Raw genomic sequence first — 18,548 nt, forward strand, 5'->3', positions numbered from 1 at the left:
TGAAAAGCTTTATATTATTTGTAGTCGGTGATGTGAATGAACTCCTTGCACATAAAGTATTCCTGTTCATCATTGGAGCTTACGATGATCAGGCGGTTGCCGCCGTAGGTGGTAATAAGTTCCTGGTATACGGCAATTCCGGTGGCATCGAGGTTGGTGCAAGGTTCGTCGAGTAATAGTACGGGTACATCCGATAAGATGGAGAGGGCCAGCTTGATGCGTTGTTTCATACCGGAAGAGAAATTGCGTATTTGTTTATGGGCGGCTTTTTCCAATCCTACCAGTTCCATGGCTTTAGCGGGGGTAATGCCAGGCAGCAGGTTTTTAAACTGTTGGTGGAAATGGAGTTGTTCTGTCAGGGTAAATTCTTCTATCACTTCCAGATAGGGAGCGGCGATGGCGCAATACCGGAAAAACGCATCGGGGGCGATGGGTTTTTCCGGTGTGCTATAGGTAACGGTGCCCTCATTATGTTGAAGGGCGCCGCTGATTACCTGCAATAAAGTGGATTTACCCGAGCCATTGGGCCCCAAGATCGCATAACGTTGTCCTTCACAAAAAGTGAGGGTAACCCGACGGAAAATCCAGTCGTAGTTAAAGCGTTTACCGGTCTGGTTAAGAGATATCGTCATTAGCGCGGGTAGTATAGCCTCTCATAATACCACGACCTGATTCACGGATGAATGACAGGATCTCATCTCTTTCATCGGTAGCAGGGAATTCTGCTTCAATCATGTTAATGGCTTTGGATAGCTTGTATCCTTTTACAAAGATGACCCGGTAGATGTCGAGTATATGATTGATTTTTTCCAGTGAAAAGCCTCTTCTTTTTAGTCCAACGGAGTTCACGCCTACATAGGAGAGGGGTTCGCGGGCTGCTTTCACATAAGGAGGCACATCTTTACGTACCAGTGAACCACCGGTTACAAACGCGTGGTCACCTATTTTACAGAATTGATGTACAGCTACCATGCCTGCCAGTACCACGTGGTCGCCAACGGTGATGTGCCCTGCCAGGGTGGTGTTATTGGAAAATACGCAATAGTTACCTACTTCGCAGTCGTGTGCGATGTGGCTATAGGCCATGATCAGGCAGTTATTGCCGATAACGGTTTTCCATTTGTCTTTGGTACCGCGGTTAATAGTTACAAATTCACGGATAGTGGTATTGTTACCTATTTCTACGGTTGTTTCTTCACCCGCAAATTTTAAATCCTGAGGGATGGCAGAAATAACAGCGCCTGGGAAAATACGGCAGTTTTTGCCGATGCGGGCTCCTTCCATAATGGTTACGTTGGATCCTATCCAGGTGCCATCACCGATTTCTACGTTTTTATGTATAACGGTAAATGGATCAATTTTTACATTGGGCGCTACTTTGGCGTCCGGATGTATGTATGTCAGCGGGTGAATCATTGCTATTATTTGCCTTCTCGTGTTTTTATAATTTGTGCTATCATGTCTGCTTCAGTAGCTACCTTGTTACCGATAAATACTGTTCCCCGCATTTCCACAAGACCCCTTCTGATAGGACTGAGCAATTCCATTTTCAGGATCATGGTATCGCCCGGAACTACCTTCTGTTTAAATTTACAGTTGTCTATTTTCAGGAAATAAGTATCGTAGTTTTCAGGGTCTGGTACACGGTTCAATGCCAGGATACCGCCTACTTGTGCCAGCGCTTCCAGTTGTAATACGCCTGGCATTACCGGATTGCCGGGGAAGTGGCCTTGGAAGAAATGTTCGTTGAAGGTAACGTTCTTAATACCTACTACTTGTTCTTCTCCTAGTTCGATGATCTTATCTACCAGCAGCATGGGATAACGATGCGGCAAGGTTCTTTCAATACGTGGTGTATCAAAGATAGGTGGTTGATTGGGATCGTATACAGGTATATCTTTGTTATGTTTGTTCTTTTTGATGTACGCCTTGATCTTACGTGCAAACTCCACGTTGGTGGAATGTCCTGGGCGGTTAGCGATGATATGCGCATTGATAGGATAACCGATCAGGGCAAGGTCGCCAACTACGTCCAGCAGCTTGTGGCGGGCGGGCTCGTTGGGGAAGCGTAATTCTATATTGTTCAGGATGCCTTCTTTCTGTACAGAAATCTGCTCCCGGTTAAATACTTTGGCCAAACGTGCCAGTTCCTCTTCGGTAACCGGTTTGTCTACCACTACGATGGCGTTATTGATATCGCCTCCTTTGATCAGGTTGAGGGATAACTGGTATTCCAGCTCATGTAAAAAGCAAAAAGTACGGCAAGGCGCAATTTCTGTTTTAAACTCTTCGATGCCTTTCATTTTAGCATGCTGGGTACCCAATACAGGGGAATTGAAGTCGATCAGGCAGGTAATGCGGTAATCTACTGCTGGCATGGCTACCATTTCCACCTTTTTCTTTTCATCGTAATAGGTGATGTTGGTATCAATAGTATAATATACCTTTTTGGCATCCTGGTTTTGCAGGCCTACTTTATCTATGGCCTCAATAAAGGCATAGGCGCTACCATCCATGATGGGAATTTCTCCGCCATCCAGTTCTACCAATACATTATCTACACCAGTTCCTGCCAGTGCGGCCATAATATGTTCTACGGTACTCACCCTGGCGCCATTATGCTCCAGTGTAGTACTGCGGGTTGTTTCCACTACATAGTCCACGTCTGCTTTTACAATGGGCTGTCCCGGCAGATCTACACGTTGAAATTTAATCCCATAACCCGGCGATGCCGGTTTCAGGGTCATATTGACATAGGCGCCTGTATGCAAGCCAATACCTGATAAGGTAATTTCTCCCTTCAGGGTATGTTGGTATTGCAACTGTTGATTTTCCATAATAACTTACTATATGTAACTATTTGACCAGTAATTAATTTATACACCCGCTCGCTCCTGGAGTAGTTGTTTTACCATCTCCTCTAATTCCTTAACGCGCTTTTCAAGGTCCGGCAAATTTCTAAAAATTGCTTGACTTTTCAGCGAACTTTTATAATCATACGCTGGAGTACCGGTTAGTGAAGTATTTGGAAGGGAAACTGACTTAGATAAACCGCTTTGTGCATTTATTTTGGTTCCGTCTGCTATATGGATATGACCTACCATTCCCACCTGGCCACCGATAACGCAGTTCTGGCCAATTTTGGTACTGCCGGAAACACCGGTCTGAGCAGCAATTACCGTATTAGTGCCTATGTCTACGTTGTGGGCTACCTGGATCAGGTTATCCAGTTTTACCCCTTTACGGATCACGGTGCTACCCATGGTAGCCCGGTCGATAGTAGTATTAGCGCCAATTTCCACATCATCCTGAATCACTACATTACCGATCTGAGGCACCTTTTTATAAGAACCATCCGGCTGAGGGGCAAAGCCAAAACCATCTCCGCCAATCACGCAACCGGCGTGCAACATCACCCGGCAACCTACTATACAGTTGTCGTATACTTTTACGCCTGGATACAGGATGGAGTCGTTATTAACGATCACATTATCACCCAAATAAACGCCTGGATATATTTTTACGTTGTTGCCCAGCACTACGTTTTCCCCCAGGTAGGCAAACGCACCCACAAATACATTTTCGCCCATTTTTACCGATTGGGGAATATAAGAAGGTTGCTGAATACCCGATTTATTAGCGGTCAGATACCGGTATTGTTCCAGCAACTGGGCAAAGCTGCTGTACGCATCTTTTACCCGGATGAGGGTCGATTTAATTGGACGTTCTATTACCAAGCTTTCATTTACGATAAGAATGGAAGCATTAGTGGTATATATGAATTCTTCATATTTAGGATTGGCTATAAAACTGAGCATTCCTATGCCAGCTTCTTCAATCTTGGCGATGTTGCTCACCTTTACGTCCGGATTTCCCTCCAGCTTACCATCTAACATGGTAGCTAATTGTAATGCGCTAAACTGCATAGTTTAAAATTGTAATGTTTTCCAGGCCACACCGGATAGTATGAAATTATTTTGTAACATTTTATTCCTTATAAAACGTTGTTAGCCTGAATTTTTGGATGACAAATGTAGAATTTTTTTACCGGTATCGCCAGCGTGTGACTAATCAGTGCATTGTCGATAGAGGAAATGTCCTTTACAGTTCCATCTTTAAACAGGATATTAATCTTCTCGTCGTTTACGTTATAAGCTCTCAGGGTAGCTGTTCCGGAAAAAACAAAAAAGTCAAGATCTTTATCTTCAATGTCCCAATGTTGACGTACCTGTTCCTTAAATATTTGCTCAGCACTGCCATCGAAAGGTTGGTTACTTAATACCACTTTAAATAAGTTCCTGTCTATTAGCCATTTACACAACAACGACAATACTTTGTCTTCGTGTGTAGTCCAAACTTTAATTGCGCCCATAATATCATAGTCGTCTAACTGGCAAAATAACGCCAGGCAATCCGGTCCGCATTCGAAGTTGTTCCTGGTGATGGTGTTGTACAGGAAGTACTCCAATGCAGGGGAACAAAATAGCTTTTTTCCCTGTTGCGCCAGCATTTTCGCCCTGGCAAGGATCTTTACCAGCATATTTTCCGCACTCAGCACGGTTTTATGCAGGTATACCTGCCAGTACATCAGCCTTCGGGCTATGATAAATTTCTCTATAGAATAAATGCCTTTCTCTTCTACCATTAATTCCCCATTATGCACGATCAGCATCTTTATAATACGGTCGTACCCTATCGTACCCTCTGCTACCCCGGTATAAAAACTATCCCGGTTCAGGTAATCCATCCGGTCTACATCCAACTGGCTTGATACCAGTTGATGCAGGAATTTTTTATGATAACGGTTATTAAAAATGTCGAGAGTGAGTGTCAGCGCGCCATTCCATTCCTTATTAAGGGCTTCCATCAGCCATTGGGAAATCTCTTCATGAGACACGCCTTCTATGATACCATTTTCTAAGGCATGGGAATAGGGGCCATGACCTACGTCGTGCAGCAAAATGGCCATTTTAGCGGCCACTTCTTCTTCGTGGGTAATGTTGGTGCCTTTGCTGCGTAATTCCTGTAAGGCCATGCTTATCAAGTGGTAAGCTCCCATGCTATGATGAAAGCGGGTGTGCATAGCACCTGGATACACGAGGTGGGCCAGGGCCATCTGGTGTATCCGACGGAGCCGTTGGTAGTACGGATGTGATATGAGGTTAAGAATCAACGGGTGATCTATGGTAATAAAGCCATACACCGGATCATTAACAATTTTTCGCTTGCGTTCGGTCATTGCATTTAATTGTACGATTTCAAACCGGGTATCCGCCGCGTCTGAAATCCCTGGTGCCAGTCTGCAAAGCTACACCATGAAATAATTATATATAATTCTTTTACTTATAATGACGTTTCTCGTCCACGAAACCCCTATAACAGTAAAAACAATAATGTAGGTTACAGGTAATTAAATGTTATGATACGCGAAGGTAAATAACTTTATGTGCCCTCCAGCTTTTTATAGCGATCATTTTTATTGGAACAAAGTGTTTTTAACATATAATTACTGGGGAATGATACTGGGGAATGATATTTGACAAAAAAATGCGGTAATTTCCTTTTTTTCCGGAACCTTAAATATTACTATGAGCCAGATAAATATACTATGGGTAGATGATGAAATAGATTCTCTAAAGTCGCAGATCATTTTTTTGGAAAGCAAAGGTTATAAGGTATCCGCCCTCACCAACGGGTACGATGCCCTTGAGTTCTTGCGGGAGCAAGTGGTAGACGTAGTGCTGTTGGATGAATCTATGCCTGGCATTACCGGATTGGAAACCGTCAGCAAAATCAAGGAGATCGACCAGCAGATCCCTATCGTGATGATCACCAAAAATGAAGCGGAAAACGTAATGGACGACGCTATCGGCTCCCAGATCACCGATTATCTCATTAAGCCGGTGAATCCCAATCAGGTATTATTGTCCCTCAAAAAAATAATTGATAATAAACGGCTGGTGGCAGAAAAAACCACCATCGCTTACCAGCAGGAGTTCCGTAGCCTTTTTATGGCGCTTAGCTCCAATCCGGACTATAACGAATGGATGGACATCTATAAAAAGCTGGTTTACTGGGAAATGGAGATGGCTAAGGCGAATAGCCCCGAAATGATGGAGGTGTTCAACGCCCAGAAAACGGAAGCTAACAATGAATTCTCCAAATTCATTAGCCGCAATTACAGCGATTGGCTGCACCCAAAGGCTAAAGAAGCACCGGTGATGTCGCATACCCTGTTCCGCGAAAAAGTAGTACCCAATCTGGATCCAAATGTGCCAAATGTATTCCTGTTAATAGACAACCTGCGGTACGACCAGTGGAAGGCTATCTTGCCTATTTTCCAGGAATCGTTCCGTCTCCAGGAAGAAGAATCTTTTTACAGCATATTGCCTACCAGCACCCAATATAGCCGTAATGCCATATTTGCCGGAATGCTGCCTATAGATATAGAACACCGCTTTCCACAGGAATGGAAGAACGACGACGAAGAAGGAGGGAAAAATATGTACGAAGAGCATTTTTTTGCCGCCCAGCTTAAACAATTGAGAATGGATACCCGCTTCTCTTATACGAAAGTGACCAATCATTCCGATGCCCAAACCATGCTTAACAATATCCATAATATCCTGGATTATCCCCTCAGCGTGATCGTATATAACTTTGTGGATATGTTGAGCCATGCCCGCACAGAAATGGAGGTATTGAAGGAATTGGCAGGCGACGAGGCTTCTTATCGTTCTATTACCGCCAGTTGGTTTGAGCATAGTCCCCTCTACCAGGCGCTCAAACGGATCAGCGATAAAAAGATCAACTTGTTGGTAGCTACAGACCATGGTAGCGTAAGGGTAAAAACGCCAGTAAAAGTGATCGGCGATAAACAAACTACTACCAATCTGCGCTACAAGCATGGCCGTAACCTGAACTACGACCCTAAAGAGGTGCTGGCTTTCCGCGACCCCCGTGATGCAGGACTGCCTAAGCCTAATGTGAATTCCTCCTATATTTTTGCCAAAGGAGATGGATACCTCTGCTATCCGAATAACTACAACTATTTTGTAAATTATTATAAAAATACTTTTCAGCACGGAGGTATTTCCCTAGAAGAAATGATCGTACCATTTGCAAGAATGGTAACGAAGTAGCTTTTAGCTTCCGGCAGTGAGCTGCCGGAAGCTAAAAGCTATCAGTGAATTGTTACTTTTGCAACATGAATATTAAAATCACACCTAACAACCTGACCAAGCTGGAAAAAATCTTCGAAGAGGCCAAGTATGTGCTGCGCTTCGAAAAAGGCAGCTTCAATTCCGGTTATTGCGTTCTGGAGCACAAGAAAGTGGTCGTGATCAATAAATTCCTGAACCTGGAAGGACGTATCAATACATTGATCGATATTTTGGCCACACTGCCACTGGATGAAGAAATCCTGACGGCAGAATCTCATAAATTGTTCAAACAAATACAGTCCAGTAAGCCTATCCCGGAAGCAGGAGAGGAAGCAACAGGTAGCAGCGTGGCAACAGAATAGGTTAAACAGACAAATGACGTTGGGATGAAAGTTACATTTTTAGGCACAGGCACCTCACAGGGAGTACCGGTAATTGCCTGCGGTTGTGAGGTGTGTACCTCCGCTGATAAAAAAGACAAACGTTTAAGAAGCAGTATCATGATCAGCTCGCCGGCGGGTAATATAGTAGTGGATACTACCCCCGACTTCCGTTACCAGATGCTACGCGAAAAGGTAGGCCATCTGGAAGCGGTGTTGATTACACATTCCCACAAAGATCATATTGCGGGCATGGATGATATCCGTGCCTTTAATTATTTCCAGCAAAGCGCTATCAATATATACGCCACCGAATTTTCCCAAAGTGTGATCCGGCGCGAGTTTGCTTATGCCTTTGCTGATTATAAATATCCCGGTATCCCGGAAATAAACCTGAAAACCATTGCAGACGATCCTTTCCAGGTAAACGGGCTTACCGTTACGCCTATCCATGTAATGCACCACAAGATGCCGGTGATCGGTTTCAGGGTCCACGATTTTACTTATATCACCGATGCTAATTATATTGCCCCGGAAGAAAAAGCAAAGATTAGAGGATCTAAGGTGTTGGTATTGAATGCTTTGAGAAAAGAGAAGCATATCTCTCATTTTACACTGGAGGAAGCCATTGCCCTGGGCAAAGAGCTGGAAGTGCCACAGGTATATTTTACGCATATCAGTCACCAGTTAGGCTTACATGAAACGGTGTCGGGAGAGTTGCCGGAAGGTACAGCCCTGGCCTATGATGGACTGAGCCTGGAAATATAAGTGGGTAGTTACCCCGGGAATTTTTTCTTTATTTAATTTCTATTAACTGTTTTCCCCATTTTATCTTGTAGCTTCCTGTAAATTGTTGTTAACCCATGTGGAAGTCTTTTGTACGTGAATACCTGCGTTTTTCGCGGAAAGAACGTTATGGTATACTTCTCCTTTCTGCAGGCATGTTCCTGACCTGTTATGCACCTGACCTGTTTTTTTATTTCCAGCGTATATCCCCGTCTGATAGCAGCGATCTAAAGGCGGCGGTAAAGGCCTTTGAAGCAGATGTGGCTACACAGGGGCTGCTGGTAGCCGCTGATAAGCCTGTAGCAGAACGGATCACTGCGCCGGTTACTGCAGGCACGCTTTTTAACTTTGATCCCAATACTCTGTCGTTAGCTGGCTGGCAGCGCCTGGGAGTGAGTGAACGTACTGCTGGCACTATACAAAAGTACTTGTTGAAGGGCGGGCATTTCCGTGATGCCGCCGACTTGAAAAAGATTTATGGTTTACCTCCTGCGCTAAGTGACCGCTTAATGCCTTATGTGCGTATAGCCGTAATGGTAAAGCCTCGCGATACTTCCCGGCATCATAGTACCGGTGGGCAGTACCCCGGTTCCTGGGGAAAAGGTGAAGGGGCTGCGTTGCCCCGTTATAGTAAAAAGGCGCCGGCATCGCCGTTGGATATTAACGTTGCAGATACGCTTGCCTGGCAGGAGCTTCCTGGTATCGGGCCTGGGTTTGCCCGGCGAATCGTGGCTTTCCGGGAACGGTTGGGCGGTTTTTATGAAGTGCAGCAAGTGGGGGAGTGTTATGGATTGGAAGATTCCGTATTTCAAAAAATTCAACCATTTTTAAAGATCGGTAGCGGTTCTCTAAAAAAAATGGACCTGAACCTCACAGATGAAAAATCTTTGGCTGCTCACCCATACATAAGATATAAATTGGCCCGGTTGATAGTGGCATACCGCAATGCCCATGCGGGTTTCAAGGCCGTGGAAGAGCTCCGCCAATTGCCGTTGGTGGATGAGATTATTTATCGTAAAATTGAACATTACATTCAGGTCACTTACTAAAATCCACCCGTTTATGAATTTCGCCCCTACGGAAATGCAACAACAGATTGCGCAGATGATCCGGGATTTCGGAAAAACAAACATACAGCCTCACATAATGGAATGGGATGAACAGCAATTCTTTCCTGTTCAGGTACTTAAGCAATTGGGAGAACTGGGATTAATGGGCGTATTGGTACCGCAGGAATATGGTGGGAGCGGGCTAGGCTACCTGGAATATGTAACGGTGATCAGTGAAATAGCCCGTATCTGCGGGGCTATAGGACTCAGTGTGGCCGCCCATAATTCGTTGTGTACCGGACATACCCTGCAATTCGGAAATGAAGCCCAGAAGCAACGTTACCTTCCTAAGCTGGCTTCAGGAGAATGGATTGGCGCCTGGGGACTTACAGAGGCCAATACTGGTTCCGATGCCATGAATATGAGGTGTGTTGCAAAGAAAGAGGGAAGCGACTGGGTGATTAACGGTACTAAAAACTGGATCACCCACGGTAAAAGTTGCGATATGGCAGTAGTGATTGTGCGTACCGGCGAAGTGAGAGACAGCCACGGTATGAGTGCTTTTATAGTAGAAAAAGGTACGCCGGGCTTCAGCGGTGGTAAAAAAGAAAATAAGTTAGGCATGCGGGCCTCTGAAACGGCTGAAATGATATTTGATAATTGCCGTATACCCGCCGAAAATATGCTGGGAGCAGAAGGAGAAGGCTTCATCCAGTCGATGAAAGTGCTGGATGGCGGCCGTATTTCCATTGCGGCGTTATCATTGGGTATTGCCAAGGGCGCTCTGGATGCGGCATTAAAATATGCCAAGGAGCGGCATCAGTTCGATCAGCCCATTGCCAATTTTCAAGGCATTTCTTTTAAGCTGGCTGATATGGCTACTGAAATTGCAGCGGCGGAGTTACTCACTCTGCAGGCAGCTGATATGAAAAACCGTAAGGTGAAAATGACTGCGCAGGCAGCCATGGCCAAGTATTATGCGTCGGAAGTAGCTGTTAAAACCGCCAACGACGCCGTACAGATTTTTGGCGGTTATGGCTATACGAAGGATTTTCCGGTAGAGAAATTTTATCGTGATGCAAAATTATGCACCATCGGGGAAGGAACATCCGAAATTCAAAAAATAGTCATTGCTAGGGAGGCCCTGAAATAAAATTTATTGATTTTGATTTGATTAGGGAAGAGATATTTTCATAATTTATGAAGAGAAGCGGTTTTAAGGCCACTCATCATTTTTTTGAAAAAAAATAATATTAACCCTTTAGTGTTATTGAATATTGCAAAAGGAACGTTAAATTTGGGTTAATTCACCACTCTTTACCGTTTATCAACCTTAACACACAAAATCACGAAAGATTTGAAACACTTTTACGCACTGAAAAGCACCCTGTAAAAACGGGTGCTTTTCTATACCTACTCAATAGGGTAGGTTGTATGCCAAAGAAGCTTAGTAAAATGTTACACCTGTAATCCACGTTATGATTTTTTTAAATTAAGATAAATACGTATTTATACGGAAATCTGTAAGGTTTATCCTTCTTATATTTGCCAGGTAATATTTTAACTGTTATGTTCTCCAAAATTTTAAAGTGGACAGGCGCTACATTGCTTGGCCTGGTATTATTAGTAGGTATCCTCTACGGTGTTTTTTCTTTCCTTTTTTATCGGCACATTAATAAAACCTATACGGCAGAGGTCCGGGATATTCCCATTCCGGAAGATTCGGCTACAGTTGCTATTGGCCGGCATTTATACGAAATAAAGGGTTGTGGCGAATGCCACGGTGAGCGCCTGGAAGGAAAGGTTTTTGTTAATGACCCGGCCCTGGGGAAAATTGCCGGAAATAACCTTACCTATGGCAAAGGTGGATTACCCGCCAACTTCAACAACAAATCCTGGTTAAGGGCCCTGAGGCATGGTTTAAATGCCCAAAACAAGACCTTATTGCTGATGCCTTCAGAAGAGTTTAACCGCCTGGACGACCACGATATTGCGGCTATAATTGCGTTTTGTAAAGCGCAGCCTCCTATAGACCAGCCCTCAACGCCTATAAAAATAGGTCCGGTAGGAAAGGTATTATCTGTATTGGGAAAAGTGCCCTTATTTGCTGCTGAAAAAATAGACCAGCATCAGGTACAGCCAGCGTTAATCACTAAAGCGCCCACCGCAGCGTATGGAAAGTATTTGTCTGTATCCTGTACTGGATGTCATCAGCCATCGCTTACTGGTGGTCCTAATCCGGTACCGGGTGGAGTAGCGGTAGCTAATATTACTGCTAGTGGCCATGTTGGTAAATGGTCTAAAGAAGAGTTTATTGCCACCCTGAGAACAGGTAAAACACCGGAGGGAAAGCAATTACAGGCCAAGGATATGCCCTGGCCTATGACAGCAAAGTATACTGATGAAGAGCTTGCTGCTTTATATCTTTATCTAAGAAGCCTATAGGAGGTGCTTGCATGGGATATGAAAAACCAAAGGCGCCAAGAAAATCCGATTGGTTTCTTTCTGGCGCCTTTGGTTTAAAAAATTGTTATAGACTTTGCGCCGGAGCGCAGGGTCTTTATTGTTTGTCTTTATTGAAGAAGTTGGAGAGCTTATCTTTAGCTTCTTCTGCCCAATCTTCTGCCTTATCCTTTACGTCATCCAAGAAATCACTTGCCTGGTCCATCACTCCGGCCTTTTTTTCTCCGGTTTTATCTGACATACCTGCAAACCAGTTATCAACTGTACCTGCAATAAAAGGAGGTAATTTGCCTTTCACATATTCCTTGATAACGTCAATGGATTGTGCGGCCTGTTCGGCCGTAAGTCCGGCTTTTTCCTGCAATTGCTGAATGAGTTCCTGCATAAATAGCGGTTTTATGGTTAGAGATAGTTATGCGACTTTTAATTTTACAAGGGTAGATTGTTCCAGTCTGGACTGGGCATACTCCTTGGTAAGATTAAAGGTGGATTCGTTGGCAGATGGCAGTTCATACATCGCTTCGCTCAGCACGATTTCACAGATGGAACGTAATCCACGTGCCCCCAGCTTGTATTCCATGGCTTTGTCTACAATGTAATCAATCGCTTCTTCTTCTACCTGCAAATCAATATTTTCTACCTGGAACAATTTCTGGTATTGTTTTACCAATGCATTTTTAGGCTGAGTTAAGATGGCTTTCAACGTGTCTCTGTCCAGTGAGTTGAGATAAGTTACCACTGGCAAACGGCCCAGTAATTCAGGGATCAGTCCGAACGATTTCAGGTCCTGGGAATTCACATAGCGCAGGATCTGTTTTTTGTTTTCTTCTTCTTTTTCCTTGTTAACGGTGAAGCCGATGGAGTGTGTCTGAATTCTTCTGCTGATGATTCTTTCCACACCATCAAATGCGCCACCGCAGATGAAGAGGATGTTTTGGGTATTCAGCTTGATCAGTTTCTGTTCTGGGTGTTTGCGGCCGCCCTGTGGAGGTACCAGTACTTCGGTGCCTTCCAGGAGTTTAAGAAGGCCTTGTTGCACGCCTTCTCCGCTTACATCGCGGGTAATAGAAGGATTGTCGCTTTTACGGGCAATCTTGTCTATTTCATCGATATATACAATACCGCGCTCAGCTGCTTCTACATCGTAATTACATACCTGTAAGAGACGGCTGAGAATACTTTCCACATCTTCGCCTACATAACCGGCTTCTGTAAACACAGTAGCGTCTACGATGGCAAAGGGTACGTTTAATTGTTTGGCGATGGACTTAGCCAGTAAGGTTTTGCCAGTACCGGTTTCTCCCACCATGATGATATTGGATTTTTCAATTTCCACTTCATCGTCGCCTATCTGTTGGTTTAATCTTTTATAGTGGTTGTACACCGCTACAGCCAGTATTTTCTTTGCATCGTCTTGCCCGATCACATATTCGTCCAGGAATTTCTTCATGTCGATAGGTTTAGACACTTTAGGTGCAAAGTGGGGGGCAACGGCGGCGGCTTTTTTGCCGGGAGTAAATAACTCCTGGTCTATTATTTCCTGTGCGTTGGCTACACAGTTTTCACAGATATGTCCTTCAGCGCCAGCTATTAATATCTGCACTTCTTCTTTGGAGCGGTTGCAAAAGGAACAACGAATTTTTGATTCTTTCATTTCGGAATAGATTATTTTTCTACGAAACTATCATCGTCTGCAATAATGTTGCAGGGTTACAAATTTACACTAAATAGCCGAAAGCATAAAGCTGAACGCTTAAAGCGACTGTAGCGAAGATTATAGCGATTTTTTTATATATCTCGCTACAGTCTTCGCTACAATGGCTTTATGCGTTATTATTTAAGTCTTATTGCGGAGTGTCCAGATTTTTCTTAGGATTTTTCTGCAATACGTCGTCAATGATACCGTATTCTTTGGCTTCATCAGCGGTCATCCAGTAGTCGCGGTCAGAATCTTTTTCCACTTTTTTCACAGGTTGTCCGCAGTGTCCGGCAATGATTTCGTTGAGTTCTTTCTTCAGTTTAACGAACTCACGGGCAGTGATTTCGATATCTGAAGTCTGACCTTCTGCACCGCCATGAGGCTGGTGAATCATTACGCGAGCATGTTTTAATGCAGTGCGTTTGCCCTTGGTGCCGGCTACCAGTAGTACAGCGCCGAAAGAGGCGGCCATACCGGTACAGATAGTGGCTACATCAGGGGAGATGATCTGCATGGTATCGTAGATACCCAGACCAGCGTAAACACTGCCTCCGGGGCTATTGATGTACATCTGTATGTCGCGGTTACGGTCGGAAGATTCGAGGAACAACAGTTGCGCAGTAATTACGTTGGCAACGTAGTCGTTAACGGGATCTCCCAGGAAAATAATACGATCAGCCATCAACCTAGAGAAAACGTCCATCTGTGTCATATTCATCTGGCGTTCTTCAAGGATATATGGCGTCAGGCTGTTTACCTGGTGGCTTTTAGCATAGCTATCTACTACCAGGCTGCTGATTCCGCGATGCTTGATGGCGTATTTTCTAAATTCGTCATTAATGTTCATGATGGTGATGTTTATGAGGTAAATTAACAAAATCTTCTGCTTTGATTTCCTCTTCTGTTACGTTCACCTTGCTTTCAGCCCAGTCAAATAATTTACTGGTGATCATTTCACGATAAGTCTGGTCAACAAATTTTTCATCCTGTAACAGGCGATCCAGGTAGCTGTCTAACCATTCAGCTCCATCAGCAGCAGCGCCGCCATAGTAGCCTAATACTTTTTGTTTGGCGTTTTCTTTCAGATCTTCGAAAGAAACTTCCAATTTATTTTCTTTAACCAGTTTATCGCTGATCAGTGTCCAGCGTAATTGGTGGTCGAAACCAGGGTAATCGTTTTCAGCTTCTTCGGCAGTTTTGGGTTTTTCACCACCTACTTGCAGCCAACGTTTCAGGAAATCCTTTGGTAATTCTATAGGCGTTTCGTGTACCAGTACTTCAAACAGGTCGTTGTGAAGGTGGTTACGGCTTTCAGAATCCCAATATTTTCCGATTTCTTCTTTCAATTTAGTACGGAAAGCTTCTTCAGTAGTGATGGCTTCTCCAGGATAAATTTCTTGGAAGAATTCTTCATTCAATTCTCTTTTTTCAATCAGACCTACTTTAGTGATGGCCAGTTTAAAGAATTTTTGTGCGGCTGCTGTATCAGTAGCTTCAAAGCCGAGATCTTTCAAGATCCAGCCCAAACGCTGTTCGTCGAAGGAGGTAGCCAGTTGAAATACGATGCTGTCATCTATTTTTTTACCCATCAGTTGCTCCTGAATAGCGGGTGAAAAATATTTAACAAGTAAAGAATTTTCCTTTACAATACCGTCTTCAATAACATTTCCTTTTTCGTCTGATTCTTCGAATTTAACATTTATCACGTTATCTTCAGAAGTAATTGTTTCAGGTTCGGTTGTTTTGCCACCTTTCAGCTGTAAACGCTGTACTTCATCGTTTACCATTTCGTCGGTAACGGTGATTTTATATTTGGTAAGGGTGGTTTTGTTGTTTCCGAGGGGAGTTACTTCAAAAGCAGGTTTCAGACCTACTTCAAATTCGAAAGCATATTCCGCTGGGTTGTTAAAGTCCAGATTTTTTGCCTCTTTTTCCAGAGACAGCGGTTGACCGAAGATTTCCAGTTTCTCATTCTGCACATAGCCCATCAATTCTCTCTCTACAGTTTTCAGAATTTCATCCCCAAAGATCGCCTGGCCATGCATCTTCTTAACCATACCCGCAGGCACCATTCCTTTGCGGAAGCCGGGTATGTTGGCATTTTTGCTGAATTGTTTTACTGCTTTGTCAAAATTAGGAAGGTAATCTTCCTGGCTCACTTTCACAGTGATCTTATCGTTCAATAAACCAATGTTTTCTCTCGTAACGGTTGCCATAATTGAATTGTATAAAAAGTGTTCTTTAAGAAGCAATAATGATTCCTTGTTTGGTTTTCTGCCATGAAGTCACAATAGCAAGCAGGAATGGCAGGGCGCCTTTTTCAAATAAAATTAAGTGAAACTATGTCTGAATAAGACAGTCGTGACAATGAAGGTGAGGGAGAGCATAGCATTATCACATTGCCATATTGACGCGTTGCCACATAATTATTTATGTGCGGGTAAAGGAATTTGATTCCCTCTTAGTTTGGTTTGGTTACCCATTTTATCACCCCCGCGCATGTTACCTGATTTATCCTTTTGAATCTATTTCAATATAAACAGCTATCTTTCAATTAGTTGTGAATATTGCCCGACTTTATGGTCGCGCGAAGATAGCTATTTAAATCTGATTTAACTGTAAATCTATTGCAAATGGATAAAGGCACATTAGATGGCAGTGGTTATTTAGGGCCAGTGGATGAAGGCGCTCAATTGATACGTGATAAGTCCGGTAAAAAGCATCGTTGATGCATTTAGGTGGGAATACAAAAACATTTATGCGGAAGCACTTAAAAGGTACTTTTATAAATAATCAGCTGGTAAAATGAGCGTTTTGAATGGAAAGGCGATATTGATAGCTGATGCGTTCCGGTAAATAAGCAGGTGAGCCTAAAGATTTTTTAAAGTCGGGCTTACAGCGAATTAATTGCTATAAGCCCAAGAAGATGGATCAATGCAGAAGAACCGGGCGTAAAACATTGATTTTTAAAATGTGCGGGTGAAGGGACTCGAACCCCCATGCCGTGAAGCACCAGATCCTAAGTCTGGCGTGTCTACCAATTTCACCACACCCGCAAAAATAAAGAACGACCCTGTTTTCTTATCTAGCCCTGCCCTGTAAAATACAGAACAGGAATCTCTTTTTAAAGCAAAAAGGTTTGCAAAGGTATTCTTTTTTAGTAATTAACAAAATCATTTATAAGCAAAACTTTCCCTGCTTTTCCTGGGATTTTGAAAAAAAATAGCGCTAAGCTGCTTAAATTGTTGTGCGATTACCTAAAAAGTCTTTCTGACACTATGGCTAAAACCTTTTTTGAAGAACTAAACAGTGCAAACGCTACCGGTGTAGCCTATAAGAATATCAACCTGAAAAAAGCGGCCCTGGCTTTTTTTGCTAACCATGGCAATGCCACTATTGCAGATCTGTGTAAAGAGCTGAATCTTAGTACCCCTAAAGTAACTAACCTCGTAAATGACCTGATCGGCGACGGATTGCTGATGGATTGTGGTAAGATAGAGTCTACCGGTGGCAGAAAGCCCAACCTGTACGGTCTAGTGGCCGATTCTGCTTTTTTTATTGGTGTAGATGTGAAACAAGACCATCTGAACCTTGGTGTTTCCGACCTGCATAAGCATTTAGTGACTACCGTAGAGGGGCTGCCATATGAACTGGACAATACCATAGCCTCTCTGGAGCAATTGTGTTTGTTGATCAATAATTTTATTAACGGACTAACGGTGCCGCGGGAAAAGATCCTCGGGATTGGTATTAATATTCCCGGGCGTATCAACTTTGCTTCTGGCTATAACTATAGCCTTTTCCATTTTGTTGATGAACCGCTCAGTAAGGTGATCGGGGATAAAGTAGGCATCCGTGTATTTCTGGAAAATGACTCCCGTGCCATGGCTTATGGGGAGTTTTGCTCCGACCAGGTGAACAGTGAGCGTAATGTACTGTTCCTGAACCTGGATTATGGTATAGGTATGGGTGTGCTTATTAACGGGGAGCTGTATTATGGTAAATCTGGTTATAGTGGTGAAGTAGGACATATCCCGATGTTTAATAATGAAATTATTTGCCATTGTGGTAAGAGAGGGTGTTTGGAAACAGAAGCTTCTGGCTGGGCCCTGGTCAAGAAGTTCCGGCAAAAGCTAGCTACCGGTTCTTCTTCGATGTTGTCCCGCACACATGCTCCGGAAGAGATACATTTGCAAGATATTGTTGATGCTGCCAACAACGATGATATGTTGGCCATTGAGCTCATTGCCAGTGTAGGAGAAAACCTGGGCAGGGGAATAGCTATTCTTATCAATCTTTTTAATCCCGAACTGGTGATCCTGGGAGGCGCTCTTGCTGCTACCCACGATCATATCCGATTGCCTATTACCAGCGCTGTGAAAAAATATTCCCTCAGCCTGGTTAGTAATGATTCCAAACTAAAAATGTCGCGTCTGGGCGAAAGTGCTGGTATTATTGGCGCCTGTTTGCTGGTGAGGAACAAGGTGCTGATCAGCTAAGTGGGAAAAGAAAATCCGGATAGAGGATACATGAAAGATGACTATCTTTAGGGACACCTGAATTCCAATTTGTCACCCTAAAAGATAAGTTATGTCTACGAAACTCACTACCTACCTCTTTTTTGACGGTAATTGCCGTGAAGCGATGAGCTTTTATCATGAAATTCTGGGCGGTAATCTGCAAATTATGGCTATGAGAGATTCGCCAATGAAAGATCAAGTACCTGCAGATGCGCAGGACCGGGTTATGCATGCTTACTTGCAAACGCCTGGATTTGCTTTGATGGCATCTGATGGCATGCAGGGGCAGCCTCCTGTTAATGGTAATGCTGTAGAATTGGCACTGGAGGCAGAATCGGATGCAGAAACTGAAAAGCTTTTCTCCTCACTTTCTGCTGGCGGAAAGGTAAAAATGCCTTTACAAGAAACTTTTTGGGCCCACCAGTATGGACGGCTTACTGATAAGTATGGGATTAATTGGATGATTAGTTTTAATAAGCCTATGTAGT

General features: G+C 43.6%; 17 protein-coding genes and 1 tRNA gene. 8 read left to right on the plus strand and 10 right to left on the minus strand.

Annotated elements, in window-relative coordinates; genetic code table 11:
- Positions 1 to 14: 14 nt before the first annotated feature.
- The 5 genes from ACDQ55_RS06060 to ACDQ55_RS06080 form a co-directional block, all read right to left on the minus strand.
- Positions 15 to 632 carry an ABC transporter ATP-binding protein gene (locus ACDQ55_RS06060; RefSeq protein ID WP_420980331.1) on the minus strand — a complete coding sequence of 206 codons (618 nt, stop codon included), beginning with the start codon at positions 630 to 632 and terminating at the stop codon, positions 15 to 17.
- A complete protein-coding gene (gene lpxA / locus ACDQ55_RS06065) occupies positions 616 to 1,416 on the minus strand; it encodes an acyl-ACP--UDP-N-acetylglucosamine O-acyltransferase (protein WP_420980332.1) in 801 nt (266 codons plus the stop codon). Before lpxA ends, ACDQ55_RS06060 begins: the two co-directional genes overlap by 17 nt.
- A 5-nt stretch (positions 1,417 to 1,421) precedes the next feature.
- On the minus strand, positions 1,422 to 2,837 hold the full coding sequence (locus ACDQ55_RS06070; RefSeq protein ID WP_420980333.1) for a bifunctional UDP-3-O-[3-hydroxymyristoyl] N-acetylglucosamine deacetylase/3-hydroxyacyl-ACP dehydratase: 1,416 nt from the start codon (positions 2,835 to 2,837) through the stop codon (positions 1,422 to 1,424).
- A gap of 39 nt (positions 2,838 to 2,876) precedes the next feature.
- Complete coding sequence (lpxD, locus tag ACDQ55_RS06075; RefSeq protein ID WP_420980334.1) at positions 2,877 to 3,926, minus strand: UDP-3-O-(3-hydroxymyristoyl)glucosamine N-acyltransferase; 1,050 nt, start codon at positions 3,924 to 3,926, stop codon at positions 2,877 to 2,879.
- A 68-nt stretch (positions 3,927 to 3,994) separates the two neighbouring features.
- Positions 3,995 to 5,239 carry an HD domain-containing protein gene (locus tag ACDQ55_RS06080; RefSeq protein ID WP_420980335.1) on the minus strand — a complete coding sequence of 415 codons (1,245 nt, stop codon included), beginning with the start codon at positions 5,237 to 5,239 and terminating at the stop codon, positions 3,995 to 3,997.
- A 349-nt stretch (positions 5,240 to 5,588) separates the two neighbouring features.
- Here ACDQ55_RS06080 and ACDQ55_RS06085 point away from each other — a divergent pair, with 349 nt between their 5' ends.
- The 6 genes from ACDQ55_RS06085 (at position 5,589) to ACDQ55_RS06110 (ending at position 11,823) form a co-directional block, all read left to right on the plus strand.
- On the plus strand, positions 5,589 to 7,142 hold the full coding sequence (locus ACDQ55_RS06085) for a response regulator (RefSeq protein WP_420980337.1): 1,554 nt from the start codon (positions 5,589 to 5,591) through the stop codon (positions 7,140 to 7,142).
- A 65-nt stretch (positions 7,143 to 7,207) separates the two neighbouring features.
- Positions 7,208 to 7,525, plus strand: a complete 318-nt coding sequence (locus tag ACDQ55_RS06090; protein WP_420980338.1) for a hypothetical protein — start codon at positions 7,208 to 7,210, stop codon at positions 7,523 to 7,525.
- 24 nt (positions 7,526 to 7,549) lie between these two features.
- Positions 7,550 to 8,311 carry an MBL fold metallo-hydrolase gene (locus ACDQ55_RS06095; RefSeq protein WP_420980339.1) on the plus strand — a complete coding sequence of 254 codons (762 nt, stop codon included), beginning with the start codon at positions 7,550 to 7,552 and terminating at the stop codon, positions 8,309 to 8,311.
- Positions 8,312 to 8,406: 95 nt separating this feature from the next.
- Positions 8,407 to 9,378 (plus strand): ComEA family DNA-binding protein, encoded by a 972-nt coding sequence (locus tag ACDQ55_RS06100; RefSeq protein ID WP_420980340.1) that lies wholly within the window; start codon positions 8,407 to 8,409, stop codon positions 9,376 to 9,378.
- Positions 9,379 to 9,391: 13 nt separating this feature from the next.
- Positions 9,392 to 10,531 (plus strand): acyl-CoA dehydrogenase family protein, encoded by a 1,140-nt coding sequence (locus tag ACDQ55_RS06105; RefSeq protein WP_420980341.1) that lies wholly within the window; start codon positions 9,392 to 9,394, stop codon positions 10,529 to 10,531.
- A 416-nt stretch (positions 10,532 to 10,947) separates the two neighbouring features.
- A complete protein-coding gene (locus tag ACDQ55_RS06110; protein WP_420980342.1) occupies positions 10,948 to 11,823 on the plus strand; it encodes a cytochrome c in 876 nt (291 codons plus the stop codon).
- Positions 11,824 to 11,938: 115 nt separating this feature from the next.
- On the opposite strand, the gene ACDQ55_RS06115 is transcribed toward ACDQ55_RS06110, so the two are convergent.
- The 5 genes from ACDQ55_RS06115 to ACDQ55_RS06135 all read right to left on the minus strand — a co-directional run bounded on the left by ACDQ55_RS06115 (position 11,939) and on the right by ACDQ55_RS06135 (position 16,596).
- On the minus strand, positions 11,939 to 12,226 hold the full coding sequence (locus ACDQ55_RS06115; protein ID WP_420980343.1) for a hypothetical protein: 288 nt from the start codon (positions 12,224 to 12,226) through the stop codon (positions 11,939 to 11,941).
- A gap of 27 nt (positions 12,227 to 12,253) precedes the next feature.
- Positions 12,254 to 13,495, minus strand: a complete 1,242-nt coding sequence (gene clpX, locus ACDQ55_RS06120) for an ATP-dependent Clp protease ATP-binding subunit ClpX (RefSeq protein WP_420980344.1) — start codon at positions 13,493 to 13,495, stop codon at positions 12,254 to 12,256.
- A 190-nt stretch (positions 13,496 to 13,685) separates the two neighbouring features.
- Positions 13,686 to 14,387 carry an ATP-dependent Clp endopeptidase proteolytic subunit ClpP gene (gene clpP / locus ACDQ55_RS06125; RefSeq protein WP_420980345.1) on the minus strand — a complete coding sequence of 234 codons (702 nt, stop codon included), beginning with the start codon at positions 14,385 to 14,387 and terminating at the stop codon, positions 13,686 to 13,688.
- The gene (gene tig, locus ACDQ55_RS06130; RefSeq protein WP_420980347.1) at positions 14,377 to 15,756 is read right to left on the minus strand and encodes a trigger factor; all 1,380 of its coding nucleotides are present in this window, start codon (positions 15,754 to 15,756) and stop codon (positions 14,377 to 14,379) included. Before tig ends, clpP begins: the two co-directional genes overlap by 11 nt.
- Before the next feature lie 758 nt (positions 15,757 to 16,514).
- Positions 16,515 to 16,596: transfer RNA gene (locus tag ACDQ55_RS06135), tRNA-Leu, on the minus strand.
- A gap of 222 nt (positions 16,597 to 16,818) precedes the next feature.
- Here ACDQ55_RS06135 and ACDQ55_RS06140 point away from each other — a divergent pair.
- Both ACDQ55_RS06140 and ACDQ55_RS06145 read left to right on the plus strand, forming a co-directional pair.
- Complete coding sequence (locus ACDQ55_RS06140) at positions 16,819 to 18,039, plus strand: ROK family transcriptional regulator (protein ID WP_420980349.1); 1,221 nt, start codon at positions 16,819 to 16,821, stop codon at positions 18,037 to 18,039.
- 91 nt (positions 18,040 to 18,130) lie between these two features.
- Positions 18,131 to 18,547, plus strand: a complete 417-nt coding sequence (locus ACDQ55_RS06145; RefSeq protein WP_420980351.1) for a VOC family protein — start codon at positions 18,131 to 18,133, stop codon at positions 18,545 to 18,547.
- The last annotated feature ends 1 nt before the right edge of the window (position 18,548 follow it).

Source organism: Chitinophaga sp. 30R24 (genome assembly GCF_049056765.1).
Classification (GTDB): Bacteria; Bacteroidota; Bacteroidia; order Chitinophagales; family Chitinophagaceae; genus Chitinophaga.

Excerpts from the sequence above, each read along its gene's own strand:
- lpxA (WP_420980332.1), bottom strand. The coding sequence starts at position 1,416 with ATGATTCACCCGCTGACATACATACATCCGGACGCCAAAGTAGCGCCC.
- ACDQ55_RS06145 (WP_420980351.1), top strand. The coding sequence starts at position 18,131 with ATGTCTACGAAACTCACTACCTACCTCTTTTTTGACGGTAATTGCCGT.
- ACDQ55_RS06110 (WP_420980342.1), top strand. The coding sequence starts at position 10,948 with ATGTTCTCCAAAATTTTAAAGTGGACAGGCGCTACATTGCTTGGCCTG.
- lpxD (WP_420980334.1), bottom strand. The coding sequence starts at position 3,926 with ATGCAGTTTAGCGCATTACAATTAGCTACCATGTTAGATGGTAAGCTG.
- tig (WP_420980347.1), bottom strand. The coding sequence starts at position 15,756 with ATGGCAACCGTTACGAGAGAAAACATTGGTTTATTGAACGATAAGATC.
- ACDQ55_RS06100 (WP_420980340.1), top strand. The coding sequence starts at position 8,407 with ATGTGGAAGTCTTTTGTACGTGAATACCTGCGTTTTTCGCGGAAAGAA.
- clpX (WP_420980344.1), bottom strand. The coding sequence starts at position 13,495 with ATGAAAGAATCAAAAATTCGTTGTTCCTTTTGCAACCGCTCCAAAGAA.
- ACDQ55_RS06060 (WP_420980331.1), bottom strand. The coding sequence starts at position 632 with ATGACGATATCTCTTAACCAGACCGGTAAACGCTTTAACTACGACTGG.
- ACDQ55_RS06080 (WP_420980335.1), bottom strand. The coding sequence starts at position 5,239 with ATGACCGAACGCAAGCGAAAAATTGTTAATGATCCGGTGTATGGCTTT.
- ACDQ55_RS06105 (WP_420980341.1), top strand. The coding sequence starts at position 9,392 with ATGAATTTCGCCCCTACGGAAATGCAACAACAGATTGCGCAGATGATC.
- clpP (WP_420980345.1), bottom strand. The coding sequence starts at position 14,387 with ATGAACATTAATGACGAATTTAGAAAATACGCCATCAAGCATCGCGGA.
- ACDQ55_RS06070 (WP_420980333.1), bottom strand. The coding sequence starts at position 2,837 with ATGGAAAATCAACAGTTGCAATACCAACATACCCTGAAGGGAGAAATT.
- ACDQ55_RS06090 (WP_420980338.1), top strand. The coding sequence starts at position 7,208 with ATGAATATTAAAATCACACCTAACAACCTGACCAAGCTGGAAAAAATC.
- ACDQ55_RS06115 (WP_420980343.1), bottom strand. The coding sequence starts at position 12,226 with ATGCAGGAACTCATTCAGCAATTGCAGGAAAAAGCCGGACTTACGGCC.
- ACDQ55_RS06140 (WP_420980349.1), top strand. The coding sequence starts at position 16,819 with ATGGCTAAAACCTTTTTTGAAGAACTAAACAGTGCAAACGCTACCGGT.
- ACDQ55_RS06085 (WP_420980337.1), top strand. The coding sequence starts at position 5,589 with ATGAGCCAGATAAATATACTATGGGTAGATGATGAAATAGATTCTCTA.
- ACDQ55_RS06095 (WP_420980339.1), top strand. The coding sequence starts at position 7,550 with ATGAAAGTTACATTTTTAGGCACAGGCACCTCACAGGGAGTACCGGTA.